Source organism: Streptomyces sp. NPDC101166 (genome assembly GCF_044768125.1).
Classification (GTDB): Bacteria; Actinomycetota; Actinomycetes; order Streptomycetales; family Streptomycetaceae; genus Streptomyces.
On sequence record NZ_JBIWPF010000022.1, the window covers coordinates 80375 to 103062 of the forward strand.

General features: G+C 72.1%; 14 protein-coding genes. 10 read left to right on the top strand and 4 right to left on the bottom strand.

Annotated features, from left to right (window positions below; all coding sequences use genetic code 11):
- Window positions 1–24 precede the first annotated feature (24 nt).
- Together ACIRS4_RS30600 and ACIRS4_RS30605 are read right to left on the bottom strand one after the other, a co-directional pair.
- A complete protein-coding gene (locus tag ACIRS4_RS30600; RefSeq protein WP_404202169.1) occupies window positions 25–1635 on the bottom strand; it encodes an NADH-ubiquinone oxidoreductase-F iron-sulfur binding region domain-containing protein in 1611 nt (536 codons plus the stop codon).
- On the bottom strand, window positions 1632–2939 hold the full coding sequence (locus tag ACIRS4_RS30605; protein ID WP_404202171.1) for a cytochrome b/b6 domain-containing protein: 1308 nt from the start codon (window positions 2937–2939) through the stop codon (window positions 1632–1634). Before ACIRS4_RS30605 ends, ACIRS4_RS30600 begins: the two co-directional genes overlap by 4 nt.
- A 422-nt stretch (window positions 2940–3361) precedes the next feature.
- Between ACIRS4_RS30605 and leuS the strand changes: the two genes are divergently transcribed.
- The 8 genes from leuS to holA all read left to right on the top strand — a co-directional run bounded on the left by leuS (window position 3362) and on the right by holA (window position 14214).
- Window positions 3362–6238 (top strand): leucine--tRNA ligase, encoded by a 2877-nt coding sequence (leuS, locus tag ACIRS4_RS30610; protein ID WP_404202173.1) that lies wholly within the window; start codon window positions 3362–3364, stop codon window positions 6236–6238.
- A gap of 137 nt (window positions 6239–6375) precedes the next feature.
- Window positions 6376–7104 (top strand): hypothetical protein, encoded by a 729-nt coding sequence (locus tag ACIRS4_RS30615; protein WP_404202175.1) that lies wholly within the window; start codon window positions 6376–6378, stop codon window positions 7102–7104.
- Window positions 7105–7224: 120 nt separating this feature from the next.
- Complete coding sequence (locus tag ACIRS4_RS30620) at window positions 7225–8070, top strand: DegV family protein (protein ID WP_404202177.1); 846 nt, start codon at window positions 7225–7227, stop codon at window positions 8068–8070.
- Between the two features lie 158 nt (window positions 8071–8228).
- Window positions 8229–9407, top strand: a complete 1179-nt coding sequence (locus ACIRS4_RS30625) for a helix-hairpin-helix domain-containing protein (protein ID WP_404202179.1) — start codon at window positions 8229–8231, stop codon at window positions 9405–9407.
- Window positions 9404–12031, top strand: a complete 2628-nt coding sequence (locus tag ACIRS4_RS30630; RefSeq protein WP_404202181.1) for a ComEC/Rec2 family competence protein — start codon at window positions 9404–9406, stop codon at window positions 12029–12031. Before ACIRS4_RS30625 ends, ACIRS4_RS30630 begins: the two co-directional genes overlap by 4 nt.
- 4 nt (window positions 12032–12035) lie before the next feature.
- Window positions 12036–12902: an arylamine N-acetyltransferase gene (locus ACIRS4_RS30635; protein ID WP_404202183.1), complete on the top strand. Its 867-nt coding sequence runs from the start codon at window positions 12036–12038 to the stop codon at window positions 12900–12902.
- Window positions 12895–13140, top strand: a complete 246-nt coding sequence (locus ACIRS4_RS30640; RefSeq protein ID WP_404202185.1) for a hypothetical protein — start codon at window positions 12895–12897, stop codon at window positions 13138–13140. Before ACIRS4_RS30635 ends, ACIRS4_RS30640 begins: the two co-directional genes overlap by 8 nt.
- A gap of 87 nt (window positions 13141–13227) precedes the next feature.
- The gene (gene holA / locus ACIRS4_RS30645) at window positions 13228–14214 is read left to right on the top strand and encodes a DNA polymerase III subunit delta (RefSeq protein ID WP_404202187.1); all 987 of its coding nucleotides are present in this window, start codon (window positions 13228–13230) and stop codon (window positions 14212–14214) included.
- 575 nt (window positions 14215–14789) lie between these two features.
- Here holA and rpsT read toward each other — a convergent pair.
- Window positions 14790–15056, bottom strand: a complete 267-nt coding sequence (rpsT, locus tag ACIRS4_RS30650; protein ID WP_053750780.1) for a 30S ribosomal protein S20 — start codon at window positions 15054–15056, stop codon at window positions 14790–14792.
- A 232-nt stretch (window positions 15057–15288) separates the two neighbouring features.
- Between rpsT and lepA the strand changes: the two genes are divergently transcribed.
- Window positions 15289–17157, top strand: a complete 1869-nt coding sequence (lepA, locus tag ACIRS4_RS30655) for a translation elongation factor 4 (protein ID WP_404202191.1) — start codon at window positions 15289–15291, stop codon at window positions 17155–17157.
- Window positions 17158–17356: 199 nt separating this feature from the next.
- A complete protein-coding gene (locus tag ACIRS4_RS30660; RefSeq protein WP_404202193.1) occupies window positions 17357–19240 on the top strand; it encodes an AMP-dependent synthetase/ligase in 1884 nt (627 codons plus the stop codon).
- A 320-nt stretch (window positions 19241–19560) separates the two neighbouring features.
- Here ACIRS4_RS30660 and ACIRS4_RS30665 read toward each other — a convergent pair.
- Window positions 19561–22688 (bottom strand): HAMP domain-containing protein (locus ACIRS4_RS30665; RefSeq protein WP_404202195.1); only part of this gene is annotated, 3128 nt, incomplete at its 5' end.

Below are 22688 nucleotides of genomic sequence, written 5' to 3' on the forward strand. Positions count from 1 at the left end.
GGCCCCTCGTATGTGCGTACCGCGTCAGCGGCCCAGGGCGCGGCGTCCGCGGCCCTGGGAGAGGACCGGGAGGTTGCGGGAGGGCGCCTGTCCGCGCGTGTCCTCCTCGACGCGCAGGGCCAGCGCCGGGCAGCGGCGCACCGCGCGCAGTGCCTTGGCCTCCGCGTAGCGGGGCACCTTCGCCTGCGCCACGGTGGGGAAGCCGTCGGCGCCGAGCTGGAAGACCTCGGGGAGGATGTCCGCGCACAGGCCGTGGCCGCGGCACAGGGTCCAGTCCACGAAGATCTTCTGGCGGCTGTCGCCGGTGTCCGCGGGCTCCGAACCGCCCGGGAGGCTCGACGGGCCCATGCCGCCCTCGAAGAGCGGCAGAACGCCCTCCACGGGCCGTCCGCAGCCGTTGCCGAGGACGTGCGCCGCGAGGTCGTCCGTGAACGCCTTGATCGTCGACTCCAGGAACATCGCGGAGCCGTCCGGGTGCGAGCACGCGCCGCGCCGCTTGACGTTCTTGGCGACCTGCTTGAGGGCCTCCAGGGCGGCCGGGCCGCCGCCGTTGAGGATGTCCTCCATGCCGCGCGCCGCGGCCGGCAGACCGAGGTAGCAGGGGCCGCACTGCCCGGCGCTCTCCTCGGCCAGCCACTGGGCCACCCGCAGCGACTCGCCCAGCGGGCAGGTCTCCTGACTGATCGGCAGGATCGCCCCGGCGCCCAGCGCGCCGCCCACGGCGTCCAGGGAGTTGCGGGAGACGATCGCCTCGTTGACCGTCGCGGCGTCGATCCACTTGCCGTGGTAGCCGCCGGTGAGCACGCCCTGCGGGACCGGAGGGGCGCCCGCCAACTGCAGGACGTAGCGCAGCGGGACACCGGTGGGGACCTCGATCACCAACGGGCGGGCGACGGCGCCGGACACCGTCAGCATCACGGTGCCGGGCTCGTCGTACAGGCCGGTGTTGCCGTAGCGCTCGGCGCCGATGCGGGCGGCGATGGCCAGTTGGGCGAAGGTCTCGGCGTTGGACAGCAGGGTGGGGGCGCCGCCGACGCCGTTCTGCGAGGCGCTGACCTTGCGGCCGGGCGGGATCGCCGGGCCGCCGTCGATGGAGCGGATCACGGAGGCGGCCGCGCCGGTGACCATGCGGATCGGGTTGCGCTGGACGAAGGCCTTCAGCGCCGAGCGGCGGCCGTTGCTCAGGCCGCGCTCGGCGAGGGCGGCCTCCATGGAGCGCTCGGTCGACTCACGGGTGACCGCCACCACGAGCGTGCGGGCGCCCAGTGCCTCGGCGACGAGCAGCGCGCCGTCCAGGATGAGGTGCGGGGCACGGTTGATCATCACCGTGTCCTTGCGGCAGGCCGGTTCGTCCTCGCTGCCGTTGACGACGACGACCGGCCGCACGCCCCGCTTGATCGCCGCGTCGGCGACCGAGCGCAGCTTCTTGTGGAAGGGGAAGCCCGCGCCGCCGCGGCCCTTGAGGTTGATGCGCTCGGAGAGCTGCGCGAGCTTCTCCCCGCCCATCGGTTCGAGCGGCCCGTGCACCTTGAGGTGCATGGGCAGATCGAGTCTTTCGACAAGGTCGAAACCCGACGTGAGCTGCGGAAGCCCGACGACGCGGACTTCCGGGGTGTCGGGCAGGGCCTCGTTCACCTATAGCCTCCGGAAGGCATGTTCCAAGGTTCGCCCGCACCCGGAGTGTCGAAGGACGCTCCGGGCGCTGGGTCGCCCGCGGGACCGCTGTTGTACGTGTCGTTCGGGTTGTACGCGTTGTACCCGGTGTTCGTCTCACCGGTGTTGTACGCATCACTCCCGGCGTATCCGGCAGTGCCCGGATTGCCATAGACCGGGATGGTGAATCCCGTGTCCTGGAGCGGGTCGTAGACCGACTGGGGCGCCTCGCCGACCGGCGGCGGGGAGGGAATCGGCCAGCTGCCCGAGGTGCTGCCGCCGTTGTCGACCCGCGGCATCGCCTCCGTGGCCTGCATGTCGAACGGCATGTTCATGCGCGCGGTCTGGTCGGCCCCGTACGACTGCTGCCCGCGGGGGGTGTTGACGGCGCGGTAGGCGGCGGCGAAGCCGTTCGCGGGCTCCGCGCCGGCGGGCGCGTCGAACAGCGGCGACGAGGACGGCGACCTGCGCGAGGAGCCCATGGTGTCGGCGGTGGAGGAGCGGCTCGAGCGGCTCTCGTATCCGGGCAGCGAGCCCGACCCGGTCGCCTCGGCCATGCGCGCGCGGCTGGCCTCCAGCGCGTCCCGGCCGGCCGGCTCGGGCTCGCCGCCGATGATCGCGCCGATGCGGTCGGCGAACTGGCGCTTGATCGGGCGGGGGGCGGCGCGCAGCGCCAGGGCGGCCATGACGCCGACCAGCGACAGCCCGTACAGGATCACGAAGATCGGCTTGGCCGCGCGACCCGCGTAGAGTCCGTGCAGCAGCGCGGCGCACCAGGCCGGATAGGCCAGCATGTGCATCGCCCGCCAGCGGGCGGCCACCGGGGCCGGGGAGGCGAACCGGGAGCGCAGCGCTCCGGTGATGCCCACGAAGATCATCAGCAGGCCGGCCAGGGAGCCGAGGCCGATGAGGAAGCCGCTGCCGGTGACGCCGAGCGAGAACGGGATGATCGCGGCGATGAGCTGGGTGTGCTCCAATGCGATCTTCGTGGTGATGTGCAGCAGCAGGAACGCGATCGAGGCGACGGCCGTCGTCCGGTGCACCGCCTGGCCGACGATGCGCTGGCGGGTGTTGAGGACGACCCGGTCCTGGGCGACCAGGCCCCAGATCACCGAGCAGCTGAGCGAGACGAGGGAGAGCACACCCGCGCCGAAGTTCAGGAACTCCTGGAACCGGTCGCCTCCGACCAGTACGACCACGGGTATGAGGATGAGGACGACAGCGGTCGCCACCCCGTAGGCCGACCGGCCGGGCTTGGGGAGCGAGCTGTTACTACGAGTGTTCATGGGGGCAACTCCGAGCAGTTCGGGAAAGCGGTCCCGCTGCCGAACTCTAAGTGGGCGCCATACCGATGGGTACGAGGTTTGAGTATTGCGTTGTTATCAAAGGACAGTGCGGCTGGTGGGATGTCCCATAGCGGCTGTTACGCCAGGTAAGCTTTGACTCTGGTTCAGTCTCGGGGGCTCCGTGCGGTCGGTGTCATTGTCGACCACGCATACGGAAGCGCGTCGCAGTCTGCTCAAGCGCTGCGGTACCCTTTGCCCATGCGTGCCGTACGCCTTCTGCTTAGCGAGCCGCGCTGATCAGTCCCGAACGCCGGTGAACCGGACGGTTCGGAATCGGCGCGGCGTCCCCTCCTGTGCGAGGGGTTTTTTCGTTTCTTGAATCGCAGCCGCTGGCAGAGACGATCGATGGAGCTTAAAGGATCATGAGCGAGACGAACCCCGCGGCCGCCGAGACGGCCGCGCCGCACCGCTACACGGCCGCCGTCGCCGCCGAGATCGAGGCACGCTGGCAGGACTTCTGGGACGCCGAGGGAACCTACGCGGCGCCGAACCCGGAGGGTGATCTGGCGGGCGACCCCGAGGTCGCCGCCTGGCCCAAGAAGTTCATCATGGACATGTTCCCCTACCCGTCGGGTGCGGGACTGCACGTCGGTCACCCCCTGGGCTACATCGCCACCGACGTCTTCGCCCGCTACCAGCGCATGACCGGCCACAACGTCCTGCACACCCTGGGCTTCGACGCCTTCGGCCTGCCCGCCGAGCAGTACGCCGTGCAGACCGGCACGCACCCGCGCGTGTCCACCGAGGCCAACATCGAGAACATGAAGGCCCAGCTGCGCCGGCTGGGCCTGGGCCACGACAAGCGCCGGTCGTTCGCCACGATCGACCCGGACTACTACAAGTGGACCCAGTGGATCTTCCTGCAGATCTTCAACTCCTGGTACGACCAGGAGGCCGACCGGGCCCGCCCGATCGCCGAGCTGGTGGCCGCGTTCGAGTCCGGTGAGCGCCCCGTGCCCGGCCACACGCGCGCGTGGAGCGAGCTGGACGCCGCGGAACGCGCCGACGTCCTGGGCGATTTCCGCCTGGCCTACGCCTCCGACGCGCCCGTCAACTGGTGCCCCGGCCTGGGCACGGTCCTGGCCAACGAGGAGGTCACCGCCGACGGCCGCTCCGAGCGCGGCAACTACCCGGTCTTCAAGGCCAAGCTGCGCCAGTGGAACATGCGCATCACCGCCTACGCCGACCGGCTGCTGAACGACCTGGACGCGCTGGACTGGCCCGAGGCCATCAAGCTGCAACAGCGCAACTGGATCGGCCGCTCCGAGGGCGCCCGCGTCGACTTCCCCATCGACGGCGAGCGCATCACCGTCTTCACCACCCGCCCCGACACCCTGTTCGGCGCGACCTACATGGTGCTGGCCCCCGAGCACCCGCTGGTCGAGAAGTTCACCCCGGACGCCTGGCCCGAGGGCACCCGAGAGGCGTGGACCGGCGGCCACGCCACCCCGGCCGACGCCGTCGCCGCGTACCGCGCGCAGGCCGCCTCCAAGTCCGACGTGGAGCGCCAGGCCGAGGCCAAGGACAAGACCGGCGTCTTCATCGGCTCATACGCCACCAACCCGGTCAACGGCGAACGCGTCCCGGTCTTCATCGCCGACTACGTCCTGATGGGCTACGGCACCGGCGCGATCATGGCCGTCCCGGCGGGCGACCAGCGCGACTTCGAGTTCGCGCGCGCCTTCGAGCTGCCGGTCCACTGCATCGTCGAGCCGACCGACGGCCGCGGCACCGACACCTCCACCTGGGAGGACGCCTTCGCCTCGTACGAAGCGAAGATCATCAACTCCTCCAACGACGAGATCTCCCTGGACGGCCTGGGCGTCACCGAGGCCAAGGCGCGCGTCACCGACTGGCTGGAGCGGTCCGGCATCGGCGAAGGAACCGTCAACTTCCGTCTGCGCGACTGGCTGTTCAGCCGCCAGCGCTACTGGGGCGAGCCCTTCCCGATCGTCTACGACGAGGACGGCGTCGCCCACGCCCTGCCCGAGTCGATGCTGCCGCTGGAGCTGCCCGAGGTCGAGGACTACTCGCCGCGCACCTTCGACCCGGACGACGCGGACACCTCCCCCGAGACGCCGCTGTCGCGCAATGAGGACTGGGTCAACGTCACCCTGGACCTGGGCGACGGGCGCGGCCCGCGCGCGTACCGGCGTGAGACCAACACCATGCCCAACTGGGCCGGTTCCTGCTGGTACGAGTTCCGCTACCTGGACCCGCACAACGGCGAGAAGCTGGTCGCCCCCGACATCGAGCGGTACTGGATGGGCCCGCGCGAGGGCCTGCCGCACGGCGGCGTCGACCTGTACGTGGGCGGCGCCGAGCACGCCGTGCTGCACCTGCTGTACGCGCGCTTCTGGTCCAAGGTCCTGTTCGACCTGGGGCACGTCTCCTCCGCGGAGCCGTTCCACAAGCTGTTCAACCAGGGCATGATCCAGGCGTTCGTCTACCGCGACAGCCGGGGCATCGCGGTGCCGGCCGCCGAGGTGGAGGAGCGCGACGGCGCCTACTACCACCAGGGCGAGAAGGTCTCGCGGCTGCTGGGCAAGATGGGCAAGTCCCTGAAGAACGCGGTCACCCCGGACGAGATCTGCGCCGAGTACGGCGCCGACACCCTGCGCCTGTACGAGATGGCGATGGGCCCGCTGGACGTCTCCCGCCCGTGGGACACGCGCGCGGTGGTGGGCCAGTTCCGGCTGCTGCAGCGGCTGTGGCGCAACGTCGTCGACGAGGGCACCGGCGAGGTGACGGTGGTGGACGCCGAGCCCGGCGAGGACACCCTGCGGGCGCTGCACAAGGCGATCGACGGCGTGCGCCAGGACCTGGAGGGCATGCGGTTCAACACCGCCATCGCCAAGGTCACCGAGCTGAACAACCACCTGACCAAGGCCGGCGGCCCGCTGCCCCGCTCCGTCGCCGAGCCGCTGGTGCTGCTGGTCGCACCGCTGGCCCCGCACATCGCCGAGGAGCTGTGGCGCAAGCTGGGCCACACCGACTCCGTCGTCCACCGCGACTTCCCCGTCGCCGACCCGGCGTACGTCGTGGACGAGACCGTGACCTGCGTCGTGCAGATCAAGGGCAAGGTCAAGGCGCGCCTGGAGGTGTCGCCGTCCATCTCCGACGAGGAGCTGGAGAAGGCGGCGCTGGCCGACGAGCACGTCGTCAACGCGCTGGGCGGCGCCGACATCCGCAAGGTGATCGTGCGGGCGCCGAAGCTGGTGAACATCGTCCCTGCGTGACGTGCCGCGCCCTGCGTCAGGGTGGTCCCCTACGGGCAGGTTCGGGGTTCTTCTGGAACTTCGGACCTGCCCGTGGCGTTTACCGTTGAAGAGAGCGGCGCGCGGTGTGCCGGGGCCCGGTTTGTCAGGAGGAGCTCGTGGAAGCGGTGATCGCAGTCTTCGCACTGCTCTTCGTGCTGTCCCTGGCGCTGGGCGCCTACGCCACGGTGAAGGCCGTCGGCGCGGCCAAGCGCAGCGTGGACCGCACCCTCACACAGGCCCGGCGCACGGTCGAGGACCACACGCTGCGGGCCAAGTCCTTCACCCAGTTCGGTCCCGCCGCGGAGATCGCCCAGCTCCGCCTCAGGCTGCGCACCTCCATGCGGGCCACCCAGGACGCGCTGCGGGCCGGCGCAGTCGAGGACGAGTCCCTCAAGGAGTCCCTCGCGCTCTTCCAGCGCCTGAGCGCCCACGGGTACGAACTGGACGCCGAGCTCAAGCGTCTGGAGACGGAACCCGACCGGGCCACGCTCACCGAGCGGCTGCCCTCGCTGCGCGAGCGCACCGAGCGCGTCACGGCGTCGGCGGACTCGCTGCGCTGGGCGGCCCGGGACCGGGCCCGCCGCTTCGCGGACGAGGACCTGGACGCCCTGAGCGCCGAGATCGACGTGGAGGCGGGCGCGCTGCGCCACTGGACCACCGCGGACCCCGGTCCCGCCTCGGCCGCGTGGCCCGAGACGCCGGCCGCCGCCCCGGAAGAGGAGAGGCGGCCGCGGACCTCCGGTGTGCGCACCGCGCGGGAGCCGGCCCGGCCCGCCATCACCCCGTCGGGGCCCCGGCCCACGTACCCGTGGCAGAAGAAGCCCCGGCCCGAGAGCACGACGTGACACGGCGTCCGGCGCTGCGCCTGACAGCGCTGCGGACCCGCCGCCGGGGCCCGCGCGGCGAGGTCCGGCCGGACGGGGCCGGGCTGCCGTCCGTGGGCTACGCGAGGTAACCTCCAGCTCATGTCCCGCCATGTCGCGATCGTCACCGATTCAACGGCCTACCTGCCGCAGCGGACGATGGAGCGCCACGGCATCACCGCGGTGCCCCTGACCGTCGTCGTCGGCGGCCAGGCCCTCGAAGAGGGCACCGAGATCTCCACCCGCTCCCTCGCCGTGGCGCTGCAGAAACGACGCTCCGTCACCACCTCGCGCCCGAGCCCCCAGCTCTTCGCCGAGACCTACCGCAAGGCCGCCGCGGCCGGCGCCACCGGCATCGTCTCCCTCCATCTCTCCGCCGAGCTGTCCGGAACGTACGACGCGGCCGTGGTCGCGGCGCGCGAGGCGCCGGTGCCGGTGCGGGTGGTGGACACCGGCATGATCGCGATGGCGCTCGGCTTCTGCGCGCTCACGGCCGCCGAGACGGCCGAGGCGGGCGGCAGCGTCGACGAGGCGGTCACCGCCGCCGAGAAGCGGGCCGCCGCCACCTCCGCCTACTTCTACGTCGACACCCTCGACTATCTGCGCCGCGGCGGCCGGATCGGCGCCGCCCAGGCCCTGTTGGGCTCCGCGCTCGCGGTGAAGCCGCTGCTCCAGCTCGACGGGGGCCGGATCGAACCTCTGGAGAAGGTGCGGACGGCGTCGAGGGCGATCGCCCGCCTGGAGGAGCTGGTGGCCGAGCGGGCGGGCGGCGCCCCGGTCGACATCGCCGTGCATCATCTCTCCGCCCCCGAGCGGGCGTCGGCCCTCGCGGACCGGCTGCGGGCCCGTGTGCCCGCCCTCGGAGAGCTGCATGTGAGCGAGGTGGGCGCGGTGATCGGGGCGCACACCGGGCCCGGGTTGCTGGGAGCCGTGGTTTCGCACCGGTGACCTCCGTGTCGCGGGAGAGCCGGCGGCCCTTCGGCCTCTTCTCCTGATCCTCGATGAGACGCACTCGTGTGGGTGACGAAGTTGTCCACAACCGGCGCGCTGTCCACGGAAATTGAGCAAGATCACCGCGATGTGGCGAAGTGTCCGATCCTCGTCGCATGGCACTTCGATCACGTTCACATACGACGAACCCGACCAGTGGCCCCGGCCGGCGGCCCGGCTCCGACGGACGCCTCCGACACCGGCGTGACCCCGCTCGCGGCCGGGTGGGGGGCCGTCCTGCCCCGGCGGAGGAACTTCGCCGACGGGCGGAGCTGATGTTCGGCGGACCGGGAGGAGGGCCCGCGGAGCGAGGCGGGCGCGGCGAGTCGGGGACCGGGCCGCCGGGGCGTGGCGGCGTGCCACTCGGTGGGCGTGCGGCCGGGGGCATGGTGGGGGAGCCGGCACAGCCGTCCGGTGATGTGCTCGTGGCAGTGGACGGGCCCGAGGCGGTGGTCGACGAGTTCGCGGGGCGGCTGCGTCCCGCGGACGACGAGACGCGGGCCGCCGCGGACGGGGCGGACTGGCGGACGCGGGCGGGGCTCGCCCTGCGGGAGCGGATGCCGGTCTGGGTGCAGGCGCGTTGCGGGCTGGAGGCGAGGAGCGCGATCGCGCTCTCCGTGGTCGTCGTCGCCGTCGGGGCCTTCGCCGTGCAGCACTTCTGGTCCGGCGGGGCGCAGACCGTGCGGGCGCCCGAGGTGGTGCGGGCGGCCCCGTACGAGGGAGGCGAGCGGAGCGGGCCGGGCGGCGGGCGGGAGGCTGCTGTCGGAGCGGGCGGCGCGGCGGGCGTGGTGGCGCGGGGTAAGGCGGGTGTCGCGGGCGCCGGCGTGGGCGTGGTCACGGCCGAGATCGTGGTGGACGTCAGCGGGAAGGTGCGCGAACCCGGGATCCATCGACTGCCGGCGGGCTCGCGGGTCGTCGACGCGCTGAACGCGGCCGGCGGGGTGCGGCCGGGCACGAACACCGACGGCCTGAACCGGGCGCGGTTCCTGGTCGACGGGGAACAGGTCGTCGTCGGCGGCGGCGCAGCGGTGGGAGGTGGCGCGATCGGCGGTGGCGCCGCGAGCGGGCCGCCGGCGGGAGGGGCGGCGGGGCCGGGGGCGGGGGTTCCCGTCTCGCTCAACACGGCCACCGTGGAGCAGCTCGACGCGTTGCCCGGAGTGGGGCCCGTCCTGGCGCGGCACATCGTCGACTACCGCGCGCAGCAAGGCGGTTTCCGCTCCGTGGACGAGCTGCGCGAGGTCAACGGCATCGGTCAGCGGCGCTTCGCCGACCTACGCGATCTCGTACGGCCATGAGGGGCGACGACATCTCGCCGACGGTGGCGGCGGCGGACGCCGAGCCGGGTACGGGGCCACGCCGGGCCGTGCACGCGGCCTCGGGGAGGCGGCTGGGAAACGCGCATCCGCGGCAGGAAGGCCCGGTGGATCTACGGCTCGTGCCGCCGGCGCTCGCGGCCTGGGCGACGGCGGCCGTGGCGCTGGACGCGTCGCCGGGGCTGCTGACCGCCGTCGTGCTCGTCTGCCTGACGGTGACCGGGGTCCTGCTCGGCGCGGGACGGCGGGAGCGGCCCGCCTCGGGTGCGAGCGCCGGCCGGTCGCGGGCGACCGTCGCCGCGGTGCTGCTCTGCGTGGCCGCGGCCGCCGCGTCCGCCGGGCTGCACGGCGCCGACCTGCGACGCGGACCGGTGCCCGCCCTGGCCAGGGAGTACGCCACGGTCACCGTGGAGGCGGAGCTCACCTCGGACCCCCGGCTCGCCCGCCCGCGCTTCACAGGAGACAGCCGCGCCCCGGACTCGGTGCTGGTCGACGCGGAGATCCGCAAGGTCGAGGTGAGTGCGGGGCGGGCCGGGGTGAAGGAGGCGGCGGGGGCCGGACCGTGGGAGGGACGGGTCAGAGCGGTGGCGGTGCGCACTCCGGTGCTGCTGGTGGTCGATGTCGCGGGCGCCGGGGGACCGGGAGCCCGGGGGAGGGCCGCGAGGGCGGAGTGGCTCGGGATGCTGCCCTCTTCTCGGGTGCGGGTGACCGGGCGGCTGGCGCCGGCGTCGAGCGGCGGGGACCGGACCGCGGCGGTGCTGCGGGTGCGGGAGCGGGCGGGGCCCGTGGTGGTGCGGGGGCCGACGGCGGCGCAGCGTGCGGCGGGACGGCTGCGGGCCGGGCTGCGGGAGGCCACCGACGGGCTCCCGGCGGACGCGCGGGCGCTGCTGCCGGGGCTGGTGGTGGGGGACACCTCGCGGATCACGCCCGAACTCGACGAGGCCTTCAAGGAGACGGACCTCGCCCACACGCTCGCCGTGTCCGGCAGCAACCTCACGATCATGCTCGCCCTGCTCCTCGGACCGCCCGGTCTGGCCCAGCACGTGGAGCGGCGCGGGCTGGCGCCGAGGCTCGGCATCTCCCTGCGGGCGACGGCGCTGCTGGGCGGCGTGCTGACCCTCGGGTTCGTCGTGGTGTGCCGGCCCGACCCGAGCGTGCTGCGGGCGGCGGCCTGCGGCGCTGTCGTCCTGCTCGCGCTGGCGACCGGTCGCCGGCGGTCGCTGATCCCGGCGCTGGCGACGGCGGTCCTGCTGCTGGTGCTCTACGACCCGTGGCTGGCGCTCAGTCCTGGTTTCCTGCTGTCGGTGCTGGCCACGGGGGCGTTGTTGACGCTGGCCCCGCGCTGGAGCGCTGCGCTGCGCCGGCGCGGGGTGTCGCCGCGGCTGGCGGAGGCGCTGGCGGCGGCGGGGGCCGCGCAGGCGGTGTGCGCGCCCGTGGTGGTCGTGCTGTCGGCGCGGGTGAGCCTGGTGGCGGTGCCGTGCAATCTGCTGGTGGAGTTCGCGGTGGCCCCGGCCACGGTGCTGGGGTTCGCGGCGCTGGCGACCGCTCCGCTGGCCATGCCGGTGGCCGAGGCGCTCGCGTGGTGCGCGGGCTGGCCGGCCGGGTGGATCGCGGGGGTCGCGCGGACCGGGGCGGCGCTGCCCGGTGCGGGGCTGGACTGGCCGGGCGGCTGGACCGGGGCGCTGCTGCTCGCCGTCGCCACGGCCGCGCTGGTGCCGCTCGGGCGGCGGCTGACGAGGCGTCCGTGGCTGTGCGGGATCTGCGGAGCGCTGCTGCTGCTCGTGGTCGTGCGGCCGCCGCCGCTGACCCGGGTGCTCACCGGCTGGCCGCCGCCGGGCTGGCGGCTCGCGATGTGCGATGTGGGGCAGGGCGACGCGACGGTGCTCGCGGCGGGCGCGGGCACCGGGGTGGTGGTGGACGCCGGACCCGATCCGGTCCTGGTCGACCGGTGTCTGCGCGCCCTGGGCGTCACCCGGGTTCCGCTCGTGGTGCTGACCCACTTCCACGCCGACCATGTGGCGGGGCTGCCGGGGGTGTTGAGGGGCCGGGCGGTGGGGGCGATCGGGACGACGGAGTTCGAGGAGCCGGCCGACCAGGCGGAGTTCGTGCGGAGGGAGGCGCGGGAGCGGGGAGTTCCCATGGTGCGGGCGGCGGCGGGGGAGCGCAGGCGGGTCGGCGCGCTCGACTGGGAGGTGCTGTGGCCTCCGCCGGCCACGACCGCCGCGGCGGAGCCGGACGGGCCGAACGACGCGAGCGTGACCCTGCTGGTGCGCACGGCCGGGCTGCGGATGTTGCTCCTCGGGGATCTCGAACCCCCGGCCCAGCGGGCGCTGCTGCGCTCGCCGGCGGCCGCGACGCTGGCCGGCGGGGTGGACGTGCTCAAGGTGGCCCACCACGGTTCGGCCTATCAGGACCCCGATCTGATACGCACTCTGGCGCCGAGGATCGCGCTGATCAGCTGCGGGGCGGACAACCGGTACGGCCACCCGGCTCCGGGCACGGTCGCGGCGCTGCGGGCGTCGGGCGCGGTGGTGCTGCGCACGGACCGGGACGGGGCGCTCGCGGTCGCGGGTACGGGCGCTGAGCTGCGGGTGGCGCGAGACTGAGGGCATGGACTCCGCACAGGCCGCCTTCGCGCCGCTCGACTCCCCTCTGCTGGACGCCTATCTGCGCCGCCTCGGCGTCGCGCACCCGGCGTGGCCCACCGCCGACGTGCTGCGGGAGCTGCATGTGCGGCATCTGCAGACCGTGCCGTTCGAGAACCTGTCCGTCCATCTCGGGGAGGAGATCGTCCTGGAGGAAAGACGGCTGGTGGAGAAGGTGGTGGAGGGCCGCAGGGGAGGGTTCTGTTACGAGCTGAACGGCGCGTTCGGGGCGCTGCTCGCGGCCCTCGGCTTCGATGTGACGCTGCTGGCCGGGCGGGTGTACGGGGAGGAGGGGCGGCCCGGGATTCCGTACGACCATCTCGCGCTGCGGGTGCGGACGGTGGACGCGGGGGAGTGGCTGGCCGACGTGGGCTTCGGGGCGCACAGCCACTGTCCGCTGCGATGGGAGCACCGGGGCGAACAGGAGGATCCCGGGGGCGTGTTCAGGATCGTGGAGGCCGGGGCGGACGCGGCCGGGGTGAAGGGCGGGGCGGACCGCTCGGCCGGTGACCTGGACGTCGTCCGCGACGGCTCGCGCCAGTACCGGCTGGAGGTGCGGCCGCGGGCGTTGGGCGACTTCGCGGCAGGGGCGTGGTGGCACCGGACGTCCCCGGAGTCGCACTTCACCCGGTCGCTCGTCTGCTCGCGGGTGACGGAGGACGGCGGGAGGATCACGCTGAGCGGGCGCCGGCTGAAGTCGACGACGGCCGACGGGGCGAGCGAGGAGCGGGAGTTGACGCGGGACGAGGAGGTGCTGGCGGTGTACCGGGAGCGGTTCGGGATCCGGTTGGAGCGGGTGCCCGCGGTGCGGGCAGGATGGGGGCGTGAGTGATGTGAGACATGTGCTGGTGCTGCCCGACCGTGACGCCGCGGAGGAGGTGGTCGAGGCGCTGCGGGAGCGGTTCGGGGTGCGTGAGGAGCCGCAGGTCGTCCGCGACGCCTTGGCCGGTGAGGACGACGCGGAGGACGCGCAGTGGCTGGTGGTGCTGCGCGACGAGGAGGGGCGGCTCGACGCGGCCGGGCTGGACGCGTTCGCGGGGGAGTGGGAGGGGTGGCGCGAGGAGCCGTGACGCTTCCCGGCCGCCTGTCCTCGCGGCCGCGCTCAGGGCTCTTCGGGCGGGGCCGCGTTGTCAGTGGGCCGTGGGATGCTGTGGGGGATGGCCAGGAAGACTGCGAACGACGACCTTCTCGCCCCGGTGACGCTCGCCGTCGGGCAGGAGGACCTGCTGCTCGACCGCGCCGTGCAGGAGGTGGTGGCCGCCGCCCGGGCCGCCGACGCCGACACCGATGTGCGCGACCTCGCCCCGGACCAGTTGCAGCCCGGTACTTTGGCCGAGTTGACCAGTCCCTCGCTCTTCGCGGAGCGCAAGGTCGTCGTCGTGCGCAACGCGCAGGACCTGTCGGCGGACACGGTGAAGGACGTCAAGGCGTATCTCCAGGCTCCCGCCGAGGAGATCACGCTCGTGCTGCTGCACGCGGGCGGGGCCAAGGGCAAGGGGCTGCTGGACGCCGCGCGCAAGGTGGGGGCGCGGGAGGTGGCCTGCCCGAAGATGACCAAGCCGGCGGACCGGCTGGCCTTCGTGCGGCAGGAGTTCCGGGCGACCGGGCGTTCGGCCACGCCCGAGGCGTGCCAGGCGCTCGTGGACGCCATCGGCAGCGACCTTCGGGAGCTGGCGTCGGCGGTGTCCCAGCTCGTCGCCGATGTGGAGGGGACCGTCGACGAGGCCGTCGTCGGGCGGTACTACACCGGGCGGGCGGAGGCGTCGAGCTTCACCGTCGCGGACCGGGCCGTCGAAGGGCGGGCGGCGGAGGCGCTGGAGGCGCTGCGGTGGTCGCTGGCGACCGGCGTCGCGCCCGTGATGATCACCAGCGCGCTCGCGCAGGGCGTGCGGGCGATCGGCAAGCTGTCCTCGGCGCGCGGGGGCCGTCCGGCCGACCTGGCGCGGGAGTTGGGCATGCCGCCGTGGAAGATCGACCGGGTGCGGCAGCAGATGCGGGGCTGGACGCCGGACGGGGTCGCCGTCGCCCTGCGGGCCGTCGCCGAGGCGGACGCGGGCGTGAAGGGCGGCGGGGACGACCCGGAGTACGCGCTGGAGAAGGCCGTGGTGACGATCGCCCGCGCGGCGCGGTCGCGGGGGCGCTGAGCGCTCCGCCGGCGGTGCCCCGGGGTGCGTTGTGCTGGGGCTGGGGGTGTCCCGGGCTGCGGGTGTTGCTCGTGTGGATTGCGCCCGGATGCGGGTGTTGCTCGGGTTTGTCGCGCCGGGGTGCGGGTGTTGCTCGTGTCCGTCGTGCTGGGGCTGCGGGTGCCCGGGGTGCGTTGTGCCGGGGTGCTGGTGTTGCTCGGGTGCGTTGTGCCGGGGTGCCGGTGTCGCTCGTGTGCGTTGTGCCGCGGGGCGGGTAGGGCGGAGTGCGGGTGTGTCTGTGGGCTGCGGGCGGGGTGTGGCTGGTCGCGCGGTTCCCCGCGCCCCTTCAGAGCGCTGCCCCGAGCGGCGATTCCGAGGCGCCGTCGGGCCGCCCCCCCCCCACGGCGGTGCCGTGCTCGCAGCCGGAAGCCCCCGTGCGCCGTCCTGGGGAAGGGCGGGTACGGGGGCTTCGGGTCACGCTGTGTGGAGCCGCGCCCGCGTGGCGAACGCAGGCCGCGCGCGGCTGCCGGGGGCCGGACGGGAGCGGATGAGAGAGGGCCCGCTCTGGGTCCTTCCGGCGGTCAGATCAGAAGGGTTCAGCCCTTGAGGGTCGCGACCTTGGAAGCGAGCGCCGACTTCTTGTTGGCGGCCTGGTTCTTGTGGATGACGCCCTTGGAGACGGCCTTGTCGAGCTGACGCGCGGCAGCGCGCTGGTACTCGGTGGCCTTCTCGACGTCACCCGCGGCAGCGGCCTCGCGGGCCTTGCGGATCGCGGTCTTGAGGGAGGACTTGACGGCCTTGTTGCGCAGCCGCGCCTTCTCGTTGGTCTTGATCCGCTTGATCTGGGACTTGATGTTCGCCACGAATGAGCCTTTACAGGTTCAGGCGCCGGCCCGCACGGATGCCGCGCGGATCCCGCACCAGGTGATTTCTTGATGACGTGCCTCGCGCTGAGAGGGCATGAGACACAGCTGCCCAGAGTACCAGTGGCCCCTAGGGCGGCCCAAACCGCTTCCAGGTCCCCACGCGTGGGACCATGGAACCTACGTATCGATCCGACCGAGGCATAAGGCGCCTCAAGAGACAGGACCCTGCGTGCCCGCGATCCCTAACAACGTGCCCGAGCCGAGCCGTACCGACCCGGCGCTGATCCGCAACTTCTGCATCATCGCGCACATCGACCACGGCAAGTCCACGCTCGCCGACCGGATGCTCCAGCTGACCGGTGTGGTCGAGCAGCGGCAGATGCGCGCCCAGTACCTCGACCGCATGGACATCGAGCGCGAGCGCGGTATCACGATCAAGTCGCAGGCGGTGCGTCTGCCGTGGGCTCCGAGCCACGACAAGGACAACACGCACATCCTCAACATGATCGACACCCCCGGGCACGTCGACTTCACCTACGAGGTCTCGCGGTCGCTCGCCGCCTGCGAGGGGACCGTCCTCCTCGTGGACGCCGCCCAGGGCATCGAGGCCCAGACCCTCGCCAATCTGTACCTGGCGATGGAGAACGACCTCAAGATCATCCCTGTGCTGAACAAGATCGACCTGCCGGCCGCCCAGCCGGAGAAGTTCTCCGAGGAACTCGCCAACCTCATCGGCTGCGACCCGGAGGACGTGCTCAAGGTCTCCGCCAAGACCGGCGTCGGCGTCGACCTGCTGCTCGACAAGGTGGTCGCCGAGGTGCCGGCCCCGGTCGGCGTCAAGGACGCGCCCGCCCGCGCCATGATCTTCGACTCCGTCTACGACTCCTACCGGGGCGTGGTCACCTACGTCCGTGTCATCGACGGCCAGCTCAACAAGCGCGAGCGGATTCGGATGATGTCCACGGGCGCCACCCACGAGCTGCTGGAGATCGGGACCAACTCGCCGGAGATGCTGGCGGCCGACGGTCTCGGCGTCGGCGAGGTGGGCTATCTGATCACGGGTGTGAAGGACGTCCGCCAGTCCAAGGTCGGCGACACCGTCACCAGCCAGGCCAAGGGGGCGACGGAGGCGCTCGGCGGGTACAAGGACCCCAAGCCGATGGTCTTCTCCGGCCTGTATCCGCTGGACGGCTCCGACTACCCCGAGCTGCGCGAGGCGCTGGACAAGCTCCAGCTCAACGACGCCGCGCTCGTCTACGAGCCGGAGACCTCCGCCGCCCTCGGCTTCGGCTTCCGCGTCGGCTTCCTCGGCCTGCTCCACCTGGACGTGATCCGGGAGCGGCTGGAGCGCGAGTTCGGGCTCGACCTCATCGCGACCGCTCCGAACGTGGTCTACCGCGTGGTCATGGAGGACGGCGCCGAGCACACCGTCACCAACCCGAGCGAGTTCCCGGAAGGCAAGATCAGCGAGGTGTACGAGCCGGTCGTGCGCGCCACCGTCCTGGCGCCGACCGAGTTCATCGGCTCGATCATGGAGCTGTGCCAGACCAGGCGCGGCACCCTGCTCGGCATGGACTACCTCTCCGAGGACCGGGTCGAGATCCGCTACACGCTTCCGCTCGCGGAGATCGTCTTCGACTTCTTCGACCAGCTGAAGTCGAAGACGCGCGGGTACGCGTCGCTGGACTACGAGCCCACAGGCGAGCAGACCAGCTCCCTCGTCAAGGTCGACATCCTGCTGCACGGCGACAAGGTGGACGCGTTCTCCGCGATCACCCACAAGGACCAGGCGTACGCGTACGGCGTACGGCTCGTCGCCAAGCTCAAGGAGCTCATCCCGCGGCAGGCCTTCGAGGTGCCGGTGCAGGCGGCCATCGGCTCCCGGGTCATCGCCCGCGAGACCATCCGCGCCATCCGCAAGGACGTCCTCGCCAAGTGCTACGGCGGCGACATCTCCCGTAAGCGCAAGCTGCTGGAGAAGCAGAAGGAAGGCAAGAAGCGGATGAAGATGGTGGGTTCCGTGGAGGTTCCGCAGGAGGCCTTCATCGCCGTGCTCAGCAGCGACGACAGCTCCGGGTCGGCCAAGGGCAAGAAGTAGCGGTCCGTTCGGCTGCCGAGGGGCCCGTCGCGCGGTTGCGCGGCGGGCCCCATGCCTGTGGTCTGTGAAAAGTGACAGTACGTGACCCCTTACGTGCCGGGCGGTCGCCCTCTACGCTGAAGCCTGCTCGATAGTTACTCGCGAGTTAAACAACAGCCGCACTGAGCCAGCCGCATCGTCGCGGGCCCCGGAGGATGTCGTGAGCGACACACAGACCCTGATCGAGAACCGTCCGCCGTCCGTCGCGGGCCTCTTCCTGGAGCGCGTGTCCGCCACGCCCGACGCGGAGGCGTACCGGTATCCGGTGCCGGCCGCGTCCGGCCAGGGCCCGGACGACTGGAAGTCGCTGAGCTGGGCGCGGACCGCCGAGCGGGTGTACGCCATCGCGGCCGGGCTGATCGAGCTGGGGGTGCAGCCGGAGCAGCGGGTCGCGCTCGCCTCCTCCACCCGGATCGAGTGGATCCTCGCCGACCTCGGCATCATGTGCGCCGGCGCGGCGACCACGACGATCTACCCGCAGACCAACGCCGAGGAGTCGGCGTTCATCCTCTCCGACTCCTCCAGCCGGGTGCTGATCGCCGAGGACGCGGCCCAGCTCGCCAAGGCGGTGGAGAAGCGCCCCGAGCTGCCCGAGCTCACCCATGTGGTCGTCGTCGACGCGGCGGGCCTGGAGAGCGTGGACACCGGCGACTGGATCCTCACGCTCGACGAGCTGGAGAAGCGCGGCGCCGCCCGGCTGGAGCAGGAGCCGGAGCTGATCAAGGAGCGGGTCGGCGCGATCGCCAAGGACCAGCTCGCCACCCTCATCTACACCTCGGGCACCACCGGCCGCCCCAAGGGCGTGCGCCTGCCGCACGACAACTGGTCGTACATGGCGAAGGCGATCGCCGCGACCGGCCTGGTCAGCGGCGAGGACGTGCAGTACCTCTGGCTGCCGCTCGCGCACGTGTTCGGCAAGGTGCTCACCTCCGGGCAGATCGAGGTCGGGCACGTCACCGCCGTGGACGGCCGCGTCGACAAGATCATCGAGAACCTGCCGGTCGTGCAGCCGACCTACATGGCGGCCGTGCCCCGCATCTTCGAGAAGGTCTACAACGGGATCGCCACGAAGGCCCGGGCCGGCGGCGGCGCCAAGTACAAGATCTTCCAGTGGGCCGCCGAGGTCGCCCGCGAGTACGCCAAGGTCGCCCAGGACAACTTCCGGCGTACCGGAACGGCCTCCGTGCCCTTCGGGCTCGGCGCGAAGCACAAGGTCGCCGACGCGCTCGTCTACTCCAAGATCCGGGAGGCGTTCGGCGGGAACCTGCGCGCCTGCGTCTCCGGCAGTGCGGCCCTGTCGCCCGAGATCGGCTACTTCTTCTCCGGCGCCGGGGTCCACATCCTGGAGGGGTACGGCCTCACGGAGTCCTCCGCGGCCTCCTTCGTGAACCCGGGCGAGGCCTACCGCACCGGCACCGTCGGCAAGCCCCTGCCCGGCACCGAGGTGCGGATCGCCGAGGACGGCGAGATCCTGCTGCGCGGCCCCGGCATCATGGAGGGGTACCACGGCCTCCCGGACAAGACCGTCGAGGTGCTGGAGGCGGACGGCTGGTTCCACACCGGCGACATCGGCGAGCTGTCGGCCGACGGGTACCTGCGGATCACCGACCGCAAGAAGGACCTGATCAAGACGTCGGGCGGCAAGTACATCGCGCCGGCCGAGGTCGAGGGCCAGTTCAAGGCGGTCTGCCCGTACGTGTCGAACATCCTCGTGCACGGGGCCGACCGGAACTTCTGCACCGCGCTGATCGCCCTCGACGAGCCGTCCATCCTCGGCTGGGCCGAGGAGAACGGGCTGGCAGGCAAGTCGTACGCCGAGGTCGTCGCCGCGCCGGCGACCGTGTCCCTGGTCCAGGGGTACGTCGAGCAGCTCAACCAGGGGCTGCAGAAGTGGCAGACCATCAAGAAGTTCCGGCTGCTGCCGCGCGACCTGGACGTGGAGCACGGCGAGATCACGCCGAGCCTGAAGCTGAAGCGGCCGGTGGTGGAGCGCGAGTACAAGCACCTGATCGACGAGATGTACGCCGGCACCCGCGAGGCGTAGGCGGCCAGGGGCGCGGAGCCCGGCTCCGCGCCCCGGCTCCACGCCCTCGCGCTCACCTCGCGCCCGCGCTCACTCCGCGCCCCGGCTCCACGCCCTCGCGCTCACCTCGCGCCCGCGCTCACTCCGCGCCCCGGCTCCACGCGCCCGTGCCCCGGCTCCACGCGCCCGTGCCCCGGCTCCACGCGCCCGCGTCCCGGCTCCACGCCCTCGCGCTCACCCCGCGCCCGCGCTCACTCCGCGCCCCGGCTCCACGCCCTCGCGCTCACTCCGCGCCCGCGCTCACTCCGCGTCCCGGCTCCACGGGCCCGCGCCCCCGCACCTCACTCCGCGAGCCCGGCGTTCTCCGTGTCCCCGCCGCCCCCGGTGCCGGTCTCAGTGGGGGGCTCGGCCTTTCCGCCCCCGTCCTGGGTCGAGGAATCCAGCAGGGCGCACACGACCGTCAGCAGACGGTCGACGTCCACCGGCTTGGGCACGTAGTCGTTGGCTCCGCGCGCGATGGACTTCTCCCGGTCGCCGGGCATGGCCTTGGCGGTCAGGGCGACGATGGGCAGGCCCGCCCAGCGCGGGGTGCGGCGGATGGCGGCGATGGTCTCGTAGCCGTCCATCTCCGGCATCATGATGTCCATCAGGACGAGTTCGACGTCCGGGTTGCGCTCCAGCGTCTCGATGCCCTCGCGGCCGTTCTCCGCGTACAGCACGGGCATGCCGACCCGGCCCAGGACATGGGTGAGCGCGAAGACGTTGCGGATGTCGTCGTCCACGATCAGCACCCGCCGCCCGGGCAGGACCTGTCCGGCCCGCCCCGCCTGCCAGGCCTCCAGCTTGGTGAGGGCCGGCCAGGAGTCGTCGCTCTCGGGCGCCCCGGAGGAGGGCTCGGCGGTCAGGACGGACGCGCCGCGGTCCTCCGTGGCCGTGTGGCCGGGGCTGACGACCGGGACGTACAGCGTGAAGGTGGAGCCCCGGCCGGGCTCGCTCTCGGCGACGATGCGGCCGCCGAGCAGCCCCGCGATCTCCCGGCTGATGGACAGACCGAGGCCCGTGCCGCCGTACTTGCGGTTGGTGGTGCCGTCGGCCTGCTGGAACGCCTCGAAGATCACCGGGAGTTTCTCGGGCGCGATGCCGATGCCGGTGTCGGAGACGGTGAAGGCGATCACCTCGTCGCTGCTCTTCACATACCGGTAGTCGGGGTCGGCGACCCGGTTCACCCGCAGCTCCACCCGGCCGGACGCGGTGAACTTGATCGCGTTGGAGAGCAGGTTGCGCAGGATCTGCTGGAGCCGCTGCTCGTCCGAGTACATCTCGCGCGGCACGTCCTCCCCGACCGTCACCTCGAAGGCGAGCCCCCGGTCCAGGGTGAGCGGGCGGAAGGTGGCGTGGACGTAGTCCAGCAGCTTGATGAGGGGGAGCCGTTTGGGGCGTACGTCCATCCGGCCGGCCTCGATCTTCGACAGGTCCAGGATGTCGTTGATCAGCTGCAGGAGGTCGGAGCCCGAGCGGTGGATCGTCGTCGCGAACTGCACCTCCTGGTCGGAGAGATGACCGTCGGGGTTGTCCGACAGCAGCCGGGCCAGGATCAGCAGGGAGTTCAGGGGCGTGCGCAGCTCGTGCGACATGTTGGCCAGGAACTCCGACTTGTACTGGGAGCTGGTCGCCAGCAGGGCCGCCTTCTCCTCCAGTTCCGCGTTGGAGCGCCGCAACTCGGCCTGCTGCTTCTGGAGCTCGTCGGAGCGCTCCTGGAGCTGCATGGCCAGGCGCTGGGACTCGCCGAGCAGCGACTCCGTGCGGGAGTTGGCGATGATGGTGTTGATGGCGACGCCGATGGTGTTCACGAACTGGTCGAAGAACGCCAGGTGCACATCGGAGAACCGGGAGAAGGACGCCAGCTCGATCACCCCGAGGAGCTTGTCCTCGAAGAGGATCGGGATGATGACGATCGTGGTCGGGGAGGCCTCGCCCAGACCGCTGTTGATCTTGATGTAGTGCGGCGGGGCTCCCTCGACCAGGATCCGCTTCTTCTCCCGGGCCGCCTGGTGGACCAGGCCGTGCACCGGCAGCCCGCCCGTCTCCACGGTGGCGCCCTCCGCCGAGCCGTAACCGGCGATGAACGCCAGCCCCTTGGCCGGAACGGTCGTCCTGACGGCCGCCTCCCCTTCGGGATCGGCCAGGTAGAACGCCCCGTACTGCGCGTTCACCAGCGGCGTCAGCTCCCGAAGGATCAGGTCGGCGACCTCCATCAGATCCCGGTGCCCCTGCATCAGGGCGGCCAGCCGGGCCAGATTGGACTCCAGCCAGTCCTTCGCCCGGGTCGTCTCGCGCAGGTTGGCCACCATCAGGTTGATGTTGTCCTTCAGCTCGGCCACCTCGCCGCGCGTCTCCACGGAGATCGAGCGGGACATGTCGCCCTGGGCGACCGCGGAGGCCACCTCGGCGATCGCGCGGACCTGGGTGGTGAGGTTCAGCGCGAGTTCGTTCACGTTGGTCGTCAGGCGCTTCCAGGTGCCGTACACGCCCTCCACCCTCGCTTGGCCGCCGAGTTGCCCCTCGGAGCCCACCTCGCGGGCCACCCGGGTGACCTCGGAGGCGAAGGAGGACAGGGTGTCGACCATCGTGTTGATGGTGATCTTCAGCTCCAGGATCTCGCCGCGCGCGTCCACGTCGATCTTCCGTGACAGATCTCCCTGGGCGACCGCCGTGGCCACCTGCGCGATGTTGCGGACCTGTGAAGTGAGGTTGTCCGCCATGTAGTTGACGTTGTCGGTCAGATCCCGCCACACGCCCGAGACGCCCAGCACCTGGGCCCGTCCGCCGAGCCGGCCGTCCGTGCCGACCTCGCGGGCCACCCTGGTCACCTCGTCGGCGAAGGCCCGCAGCTGCTCCACCATCGTGTTGACGGTGTCCTTCAGCTCCAGGATCTCGCCCCGGGCGTCCACGGTGATCTTCTTCGACAGGTCGCCGTTGGCCACCGCCGTCGTCACCTGGGCGATGTTGCGGACCTGTGAGGTCAGGTTCAGCGCCATGAAGTTGACGTTGTCGGTGAGGTCCTTCCAGACCCCGGATACGCCTCGCACCTGCGCCTGGCCGCCGAGGTTGCCCTCGGTGCCGACCTCGCGGGCGACGCGGGTGACCTCGTCGGCGAAGGCGGAGAGCTGGTCGACCATGGTGTTGATCGTCGACTTCAGCTCCAGGATCTCCCCCTTCGCCTCCACGGTGATCTTCTTGCCCAGATCCCCCTGCGCGACGGCCGTGGAGACGAGCGCGATGTTGCGGACCTGCGAGGTGAGGTTGTCCGCCATGAAGTTGACGTTGTCGGTGAGGTCCTTCCAGACCCCGGAGACGCCTCGCACCTGGGCCCGGCCGCCGAGGTTGCCCTCGGTGCCGACCTCGCGGGCGACGCGGGTGACCTCGTCGGCGAAGGCGGAGAGCTGGTCGACCATGGTGTTGATCGTCG

What these genes read in the sequence shown, in the direction of transcription:
- ACIRS4_RS30635 (WP_404202183.1), top strand. Translation starts at nt 12,036, where the DNA reads ATGGACTCCGCACAGGCCGCCTTCGCGCCGCTCGACTCCCCTCTGCTG.
- holA (WP_404202187.1), top strand. Translation starts at nt 13,228, where the DNA reads ATGGCCAGGAAGACTGCGAACGACGACCTTCTCGCCCCGGTGACGCTC.
- ACIRS4_RS30620 (WP_404202177.1), top strand. Translation starts at nt 7,225, where the DNA reads ATGTCCCGCCATGTCGCGATCGTCACCGATTCAACGGCCTACCTGCCG.
- ACIRS4_RS30605 (WP_404202171.1), bottom strand. Translation starts at nt 2,939, where the DNA reads ATGAACACTCGTAGTAACAGCTCGCTCCCCAAGCCCGGCCGGTCGGCC.
- leuS (WP_404202173.1), top strand. Translation starts at nt 3,362, where the DNA reads ATGAGCGAGACGAACCCCGCGGCCGCCGAGACGGCCGCGCCGCACCGC.
- ACIRS4_RS30630 (WP_404202181.1), top strand. Translation starts at nt 9,404, where the DNA reads ATGAGGGGCGACGACATCTCGCCGACGGTGGCGGCGGCGGACGCCGAG.
- ACIRS4_RS30625 (WP_404202179.1), top strand. Translation starts at nt 8,229, where the DNA reads ATGGCACTTCGATCACGTTCACATACGACGAACCCGACCAGTGGCCCC.